The following is an 8179-nucleotide window of genomic DNA, read 5'->3' as shown; positions in this document are numbered from 1 at the left end:
TCATCGATTTTTCGGGCATCGGTCATCACATCGACCAGCCCGTCAAAACCTACTCGATCGGCATGTATGTGCGGCTGGCTTTTTCGATTGCCACGAGCGTCGAGCCCGACATCCTCATCGTCGACGAAGCGCTTTCGGTCGGCGACGGGGCGTTCGCACGCAAGTCTTTCGACCGCATCATGGAAATCCGCCAAAGGGGTGCCACCGTCTTGTTTTGCAGCCACGCGCTCTTCCATGTCGAGGTCTTCTGCGACACGGCGATGTGGCTGCATGAAGGCCGGGTGCGTGAGCAAGGCGAGGTGACTCGGGTTTTGGCGCACTATCAAGAGTTTCTCGACCAAGCAGCCGCGCCGCCGGTGGTCGCGCCCCATGCGGCCCATGACCCGCCGCACGCAAGCAACCCGATTCAAGCTCCGGAATCGCTGCAAGGCCAGGCGCGCCTGGTGGTGGTCCGCGTGGCGCTCGACGGGCAGGTCGGGGATGAACTCTACGGCCGCAGCGGGGCATCGACGCTGCGCGTCGAGATCGACCTCGAGTCCGATCCCGCGCTGCCCGCACCGACGGCGGCAGTCGTCCTTTCCTCCGAATCGGGGCGCATTCTGGCGACGCAGTTTTCCCTCAGTAGTGGACGGCCACTGACCCGCGACCGGCAGGGCCGTGCGACGGCGGTTTTCGAGTGCGACCATTTACCCTTCAACAAAGGTCGGTACCGCGTCGGCGCCTACATCCTGTGCGAACGTGGCATCCACGTCTACCAATGGATCGATCCGGTCGCCCACATCAACCTTCACCGCGACACGCTGGATTTGGGTTTCTTCGTTTGGTCCGGCCGCTGGGGTCCGTAGTTACCGCCCATTCGTCTCGGCGGTGAACCAGGGAGCCAGTCGCTCCCATCGCCGCGTCCACGCATGCTCGGCGCAAAACCGGGCGCGCGCGGCTTCATCGGCGGCGGCTTGGGCCAGCGCACGCAGGGCCGGCGCGCTCGGTTGCGCGTCGAAGAACAGAACCTGATCGCTCGGGCCGCGCGCATTCATCGTGCCAAACCGGGTGCTCAAAACGCCGAGTCCCGCCGCGCGATATTCGTAGAACTTGACCGGATCGACATGGCGCGTCAATGCGTTGTCCAGGAAGGGGATGAGTCCGATGTCCGCTTCCAGAAAGACGGCATCGAGCGCTTGATGGGCCACCGGACCGAGCCGTTGAACGTTGGACGGTAAGGCACTGGGCGGCGCTTGGTGGCAGGGACCGATCAAGCGGATCGGCGAAGCTGGAAAACGCCGGGCCAGAGCCAGCACGGCTTCCCAATCGAACCAGGACGCGATCACGCCGACGTAGACGAATCGCGGCGGCCCCTCCGGTGATGGCAGGCGCCTCGTGGTCATGCCGGGGTCGGGCGGCACCAGGCCATTCGAAATCACGCAGGCCCGCGTGTCTGGGGGGTCGATCCCCAGGCGCGTGAGCAGCGACGGTGCCGACGCGACCACCTGGTCGCAGCATGCCGCCAGCTGGGTTTCGCATTGGGACAACCATTGCCTTGATGGCTCGCTGCTGAACTCCGGGACGGCATCCATCACGTCGAACAAGCTGGGGCGGTCGGCATAACGGCGCTGCAGCGCGAGCGCCAGTGCGCAGGGTTTCCCAAACGCGAGCCAGGTTTGTCCATCCACCCAGGCGTCGAGTTGCCGCAACACCCGGGTCTGGAGCCGTTCGTTGATCGCACGGCCCGCAGACCAAGGCTCGAAGGGTAGGGCCGGCACGCGCAAGCGCTGGATCCAGGCGTCTTGGGTCCAAGCGTCCGCCAAGGCGGCTTTCCGCCCCGCCCCCGGACGCAGTCTCGACACATCCGACCATCGTGGCAGGCGCGCCGGCGGCGGTTCGATCCACAACACCTGCGCTCCAAAGCGCTCATGCACCCAGCGCACGAAGTGATGAGGCCGCTGGGCGAAACTCGCCAGGGGTACCGGTGAGAGGTAGAGCAGTTTCATCGGCGCTCGCTGGCACGCAGGTCGCCCAGCAGGCGCGTCACGATGCGTTCGGCGGCGTGGCCATCTCCAAACGGCGAGCCCGCACTGGCCATCCGCGCGTAGAGCGCGTCATCCTCCAGCAAGGCCCGGGTCCCCTCCACGATCGCCTCGGTCGTCGTTCCAACCAAGCGATTGGCGCCGATCGCGACCGCTTCGGGGCGTTCGGTTTCGTCCCGCAGCACGAGCACCGGCACCCCGAGTGCGGGGGCTTCCTCTTGGATCCCGCCAGAATCGCACAAAATCAACCGCGCCCCTTTCATCAGCCAGCAAAAATGGCCATAAGGCACGGGTTCGATCAAGCGGATGTTGGCGAATCCGCTCAGAAAACGCTGCACCGCTCCGCGTACCGAGGGGTTGGGATGCACCGGCAGAATCCAATCGATCCCGGGGTATCGCTGCGCCAGGGCGCGCAAGGCATCGGTAATCCGGACCAGCGCGTCGCCGTGGTTTTCCCGGCGGTGGACCGTCACCAAAACGTAGGGACGCCCCTCGTCCCCAGGCAAGTCGGCCGGGCGGGGCATCGCCAACACCTCGAGCAAGGCGTCGATCACCGTATTGCCGGTCACCTCGATGTGGGCCGCGGGATGGCCTTCGCGCAGCAAGGCCCTCCGTGCGCCTTCGGTGGGCGCGAAATGCCAGCGTGCCACTTGCGCCGTGAGTCGGCGATTCATTTCCTCCGGAAACGGCAGCAGTGGGTTTTGGGTGCGTAGCCCCGCTTCGACATGCGCAAACGGAATACGCCGGAAGAAACTCGCCAGCGAGCCTGCGAGCACACTCACCGTATCGCCCTGACCCAAGACCGCATCGGGTTGCGCCGCTTCGAGCCAAGCGTCCAATCCCGCCAGCGCCCGCGCCGTCAGCGCCCCGAGCGACTGGTGTTCGCGCATGACCTGCACGTCATGCACGGCGTGCAGCCCGAACAAGTCCAAAATCGGTTGCACCAGGTCGCGATGCTGTCCGGTCAGCACCAAGCTGCAACGGGCGTCGGGCACGGCCTCGATGGCTCGAATCACCGGAGCCATCTTGATCGCCTCGGGCCGGGTGCCGACCAAAACCGCCAGGTGCCAGCGCTTCATTCCGACGACTCCAGCACTTCGGCGGTGCTTGCACGATAACGGTGCGGCTCCCAGTGCCCCCATTTTTCTTCATAGAGCCGCCGGTTGCGCTCGAAGATCTCCTGTTTGCGCCGTGCCCCTTCCTGGTCGAAGCTGGCGGAGAGCTCATGGTAGACGAACACATCTTCGGCGCATCCGATCTCATAGCCCGCCGCTTGCAATCGGCGGCAATAGTCGTCGTCCTCGAAGAAGCCGGGGAAAAACCGCTCATCCATCGGCCCGATCTGCGCCCACACCCGGCGCGGCAGCATCACGCAGAAAAAGGCCGCGGTTTGCAAACGCATCCACTGTCCGGCGTGCACCCGGGTGTAGGCCCGCGCTGCCGCCAACACGGCCTCAGGCCCGTCGCCCGGCAATTCCACCCGTGCCTCGTTCCCGATGTTGTTCGTCACCGGGCAGAGCAAGCCCAGCTGCGGCTCGCGCTCGAAGTGTCGCCGCAGGCCTCGCGCCCAGCCCGGTGTGACGATGGTGTCGTTGTTGAGCACCACCAGGTAATCCCCCGTCGCATGGGCCATGCCCGCATTGACGCCACCCGCGAAGCCGAGGTTTTCGGCTTGGATGATCGCTCGACGCCGCTCGGGATCCTGGGCTTGCCAACGCGCCAAGCCCTCCGCGGTCTCATCGCGCGAAGCGTTGTCGACCGCAATCACTTGCAGCGGCACACCGTCGGCGCAGGCTTCCAAGCTCTCGAGGCAGCGCTGCGTCAGTCGCCACTGGTTGTAGCAGACCACCACCACGCTCACGCTCGGCTCGGGCAGAGCCTGCAGCGCCGCCTGCAGCGTTCGTGCCCGCGCGTCCCAGGTCTGTTGCTGGGCGTAGGCCATGCGCCGCGCCGCAGCCTCGGCCGCTTGCCGCTTGTCGGCAGACTCGGCAAGCGCGGCGCGGATCGCGCGCTCGAAGCCGTCGACATCACGCGCCAGCGCCACCAGCCCCTCGGCCGCGAGCGGGCTCAGTTCCGGCAGATCGGTCGCGACCACGGGCTTACCGGCGCTCAGGTATTCATAGACCTTGACGGGATTGGTTGCCATGGTCAGCGGCGTGCGTTGGAACGGGATGAGGCATACATCAAATGTGGCCAACCACCGCGGCAGTTCGGCATAGCGCACTTCCCCGGGCAGGCGCACATGGGCATGATGCGCCAACGCCCGGCGCGCACCCGCGGTGTCGTCGCCCACCAGCACCCAATCCACGTCCGGGAAACGGCCGGCCAGCGCATCGACCAGCGCCACGTCGAACCAGCCTGCAATCGCCCCGTAGTACCCCACGACCGGCCGCGGCTTGGGCGGCAGGTCCAAGGCCTCGGGTCGCGCGGCTTGCCGAAAGTGGGCGTCATCGGCCGCATTGCGCACCATCGCCACGGCGCGCGCGTGCGGCCGCGCCCAAGCCTCGAGAAAGTCCGAAGTCACGATCGTCAGGTCGCTTTGCGCCAGCAGTTCCAGTTCCCGGGCCTCATGGGCCGGGGCCGTGTTGTCGAAGCCCGCGTGGTGATCCATGCAGTCGTAGACCAGCAGGGCATCGCCAAAGCCGCGGGCCAGTTCCAGCCAGAACGGGTGCTGCACCACGCACACGGCGGAGTCGATACCCGCGTTCTGCCAAAGCTGCGCCAGGCCAGCGCGCAACTGGGCCAAGGCTTGGACGTCGGGAATGTGCTCGTAAATATTGGGGATCGTCGCCGCATGCAGCGCGATCTGGTACACCGCAGCCGCACCATCGATGCAATCGACCGCATACCCCACGTCGGCCTGCGGGAGCAGATGAGGCGTGAGGTAGAACACCCGCCCCCCGGTTTGACGCGCCAGCGCCAGTGCCAATTGCTGCGGCCGTTGGTGGCGAAAGTGCCAGTCGATCACGCCGAAAAACACCCAGTCACGAATACCCGGCTTGGCGGCGGGGCCGAGATCAGTCGACGTCCTTGCTTTATGCCAGCCTGCGGCTGCGGGTCCTGCCTGCCAGCGACGGCGCTGCTGCTGCAGCCAGCGTTTCCAACTCGGGGGCAATGGGAGGCGGTGATAGAGTTCGCGAAGCATCACGATTTTGCGACGAGCGTCGCCGACAAAAACCACAAAGTGTAGTTCCAGCCCAGCAACGGGGCCGGAATAGCCGGCGCTGGCTGCACACAACGACTTCTGCCCTTCATGCTAGACCGCTCCCCCGAACCAGCGCTGACCCACCCCGCTCACCAAGCCGCTTTGGAGCCGCGAGGGCTCGGCCGTGTCCTGTGCGTCGCCCCCCACCCCGATGACGAGGTGCTCGGCGCGGGCGGCTTGCTCGCGCAGCTGGCCGACGCCGGGCTCGACCCGAAGGTGCTGCTGCTCACCCATGGCGAGGCGCAGGGCGAACCCTCTTTGGGGCCGCCGCAACACGCCGGTGGCCGCGTGCAAGAGTCGGCCGCGGCGGCCGCACGGCTCGGCTACGCCCCACCGATCACGCTGTCGGGGTTCCCAGATGGTGGCTTGCGCCATTCCCCCGCGCTGATCGACGCTCTGGCTCGTGCTTACGCCGAACACGCCAGCCAGACGGTGCTCCTCCCCGCCCTCAGCGAACCCCACCCGGACCATCAAGCCGTGGCGCTCGCCGGACTCGCTGCCGTGTTGCAGCGGCTCGAGGCGGGGCAGGGCATCGAGCGCGTGCTGTTTTACGAGGTCGGCTCACCTACGATTCCCAACGTTTGGGTCGATATCTCAGCGGTTGCCGAGCGCAAATGGGCAGCCATCGAGGCCTTCGGCTCGCAATTGCGCGTGCAGCCCTATCTCGAACAGGCCCAGGCGCTTGCCCGCGTGCGCGCGTTCGGACATACGGGCTGCGCCGCGGCCGAGGCGTTCTTTTCCGTGGATGCGACCGCCTTACGGCAGCAAGGACCGGCTGCAGCCGCATGGTTTGCCCAGCGCCGCGCGCATGCGCTTGCGCTGCAACCGGCCGACCTGCCGCGCGTCGCCGTCCTTATCCGCAGCATGGACCGCGACTGCCTCGCCGACGCGCTCGCCAGCGTCGCGGCGCAGACCTATCCCAACGTCGAAGTGTGGGTGCTCAATGCCAGCGGCCGCCGCCACCGGCCCCTGCCGCTGCCCGATTCAGCGCTGGTCTGTCACCTCATCGAGCCGACAGAGGCCGAAACCGAGGACGCCTGCGCCTCGCAGAGCCCCGCGCTCGGCCGGGCGCAGGCGGCGAACCGGCTGATGGAGGCGGCCGACGCGCCGCTGGCGATCTTTCTCGACGATGACGATCTGCTGTTCCCCGAGCATCTCGAACGCTTGGTCGCAGCGCTCGAGCGCGCGCCACAGGCCGTTGCTGCTTACGCGGGCGTGCGCGTCGTCGACGCGGCGGGCCAGACCATCCGCGAGTACGACCTGCCTTGGGCACCCCAGCGGCTCAGGGGCATCAACTTCCTTCCCATCCACGGCGTGCTGTTCCGACGCGACGCGGCGCGGCGCGCGCAGGTCCGCTTCGATGAAACCCTGCCCGTGCTCGAAGATTGGCACTTCTGGTGCCAGCTCGCCGCGATCGGCCCCTTCGAGCATGTGCCCGGCATCAGTGCGCTCTACCGCCAGGGCCAGGGACATTCGCAGCTGGCCAATCCCGCGCACCCGCAACATTGGGCTGTCTGGCATCGCCGCATCCTCGAGCGCGAGCTCTCCCGATGGTCCGCCGCGCAGGCGGCAGACATCCTGGTCTGGCATGCCGTCGCGTTGGATGCGCGCGAGACCGCCTGGCAGGCGACCCAGGGCCAACTGCGAGCGACCCAAGCCCGGCTGCACGACACCGAGGCCCGGCTGCACGACACCGAGGCCCGGCTGCGCGCCGCTGAGGTTGAGCTGACCCTGATTCATCGCTCGCGTATTTGGCGTTGGACCCGCCCCTTGCGAGTGCTTGCCCGAGCCTTGCGTGGCGACTGAAATGAAAGCAGTGGATATACGGCCCATGGCCCTTCATGACATTGAGTCTGGGTGCTCACTTTTCCATGCGGTCTTTGGCCAACCCCGCAGCCCGGGCGAGTGGCTCTGGAAGTTTGCCGAGGCTCCCGTCCTCGCATCGACCAATCTGGTCGGCGTGGGTTCGAACGGCCAGTTGGTGGCGCATGTGGGCGCGCAGATGTTCGAGGGCCGTTGGGGCGACCAATCCCTGCGCTGGGTTCAAGTTTGCGACGTCATGGTGCATCCCCAGGTGCGTGGCGATTTGGGCCCGGGCAACCTCTACCGCAAGCTCATGCGTGCGCTCGATGACACGCTCCAGCACCTCGGCCCTGCATCGTGGCCGATGTTTATTTACGGCTTCCCGGGCATACGCCCCGCGCGCCTGGGGGAGCGCATGGGTCTCTACCGGCGGCTCTACACCTGTGCGGCGCAGCAAGGCGGCGACCCTCCGCGCGGGCTGCTCGCGCGCTGGCGCGCCACCCAGGGTTGGCGTGCGCAGGCCGTGCCGTGGTCTACCTTGCGCGATCCAGGTTTGGCCGCGTTCTGGCGCCGCGCCGCGGCGCCATCGGTTGCCGGCATCGGCCTGCTCAAAACCGCCGCCTACCTCGATTGGCGCTACGCTCGTCATCCCACGCAGCGCTACCGCCTTTGGCTGCTGCGCCGCACCTGGGCATCGCCCCAGGGCTGGCTGGTCACGCGCGAAGCCGACTCACCTGAGGTGATCGACGCCAGTCTGCCCGCAGACCTGCCACTGCGGCCAGCACTGGCCGCTTTGGCTGCGGCCAGCCGAACCGGCGGCTGGCGCTGCTGGCTGCCGGGGGATTTTCCGATGGTCGCGACTCCGATCATCGCGGTGGAGATCAGCGGTAACGGACGCTTCCACCCCGACTGGCCGCTGCCCCGGTTTCAGCCGGGCGATACCGACGTCTTTTGAGCCGCGCGCCGCTGCGCCCACCGTCGGCCCCAGCGACGAGCCGGCGCCTCGACCGCCCGATGCAGCCCCTCAGCACTCAAAAACAGGAGCACCAAACCCAGCAATAGCGCTGGCCAAGCTCCCAAAACTTTCTGAAAAAAGACCGCCACCGGCAGCCACGCCATGTGCAACAGATAAACCCCATAGCTCAGCCGG

At 67.0% G+C, this 8179-nt stretch carries 6 protein-coding genes; 3 read left to right on the top strand and 3 right to left on the bottom strand.

What is annotated here, in order from left to right; genetic code table 11:
* Window positions 1-845: ABC transporter ATP-binding protein (locus tag JHC36_RS03770; RefSeq protein ID WP_503006832.1), on the top strand; the 845-nt coding region annotated here is incomplete at its 5' end.
* Here JHC36_RS03770 and JHC36_RS03765 read toward each other — a convergent pair.
* From JHC36_RS03765 to JHC36_RS03755, 3 genes are read right to left on the bottom strand one after another with little or no spacing between them, the layout of a single operon-like run.
* Window positions 846-1985 carry a glycosyltransferase family protein gene (locus JHC36_RS03765; RefSeq protein WP_287916047.1) on the bottom strand — a complete coding sequence of 380 codons (1140 nt, stop codon included), beginning with the start codon at window positions 1983-1985 and terminating at the stop codon, window positions 846-848.
* Window positions 1982-3100, bottom strand: a complete 1119-nt coding sequence (wecB, locus tag JHC36_RS03760) for a non-hydrolyzing UDP-N-acetylglucosamine 2-epimerase (RefSeq protein WP_287916044.1) — start codon at window positions 3098-3100, stop codon at window positions 1982-1984. The genes JHC36_RS03765 and wecB overlap by 4 nt, the downstream gene beginning before the upstream one ends.
* Window positions 3097-4989: a glycosyltransferase gene (locus JHC36_RS03755; RefSeq protein ID WP_287916041.1), complete on the bottom strand. Its 1893-nt coding sequence runs from the start codon at window positions 4987-4989 to the stop codon at window positions 3097-3099. Before JHC36_RS03755 ends, wecB begins: the two co-directional genes overlap by 4 nt.
* A 339-nt stretch (window positions 4990-5328) precedes the next feature.
* On the opposite strand from JHC36_RS03755, the gene JHC36_RS03750 reads away from it, so the two are divergent.
* Window positions 5329-7032 (top strand): PIG-L family deacetylase, encoded by a 1704-nt coding sequence (locus JHC36_RS03750; RefSeq protein WP_287916038.1) that lies wholly within the window; start codon window positions 5329-5331, stop codon window positions 7030-7032.
* Window positions 7033-7057: 25 nt separating this feature from the next.
* On the top strand, window positions 7058-7984 hold the full coding sequence (locus tag JHC36_RS03745) for a GNAT family N-acetyltransferase (RefSeq protein WP_287916035.1): 927 nt from the start codon (window positions 7058-7060) through the stop codon (window positions 7982-7984).
* The last annotated feature ends 195 nt before the right edge of the window (window positions 7985-8179 follow it).

It is taken from the genome of Tibeticola sp. (genome assembly GCF_022759015.1).
In the GTDB taxonomy this organism is placed as follows: domain Bacteria; phylum Pseudomonadota; class Gammaproteobacteria; order Burkholderiales; family Burkholderiaceae_C; genus Tibeticola; species Tibeticola sediminis.
The sequence above is the reverse complement of the archived record's forward strand: the minus strand, read 5'-3'. Positions and strand labels throughout refer to the sequence as shown.

Coding starts and splice junctions, on each gene's coding strand:
- JHC36_RS03765 (WP_287916047.1), bottom strand. CDS start 1,985: ATGAAACTGCTCTACCTCTCACCGGTACCCCTGGCGAGTTTCGCCCAG.
- wecB (WP_287916044.1), bottom strand. CDS start 3,100: ATGAAGCGCTGGCACCTGGCGGTTTTGGTCGGCACCCGGCCCGAGGCG.
- JHC36_RS03745 (WP_287916035.1), top strand. CDS start 7,058: ATGGCCCTTCATGACATTGAGTCTGGGTGCTCACTTTTCCATGCGGTC.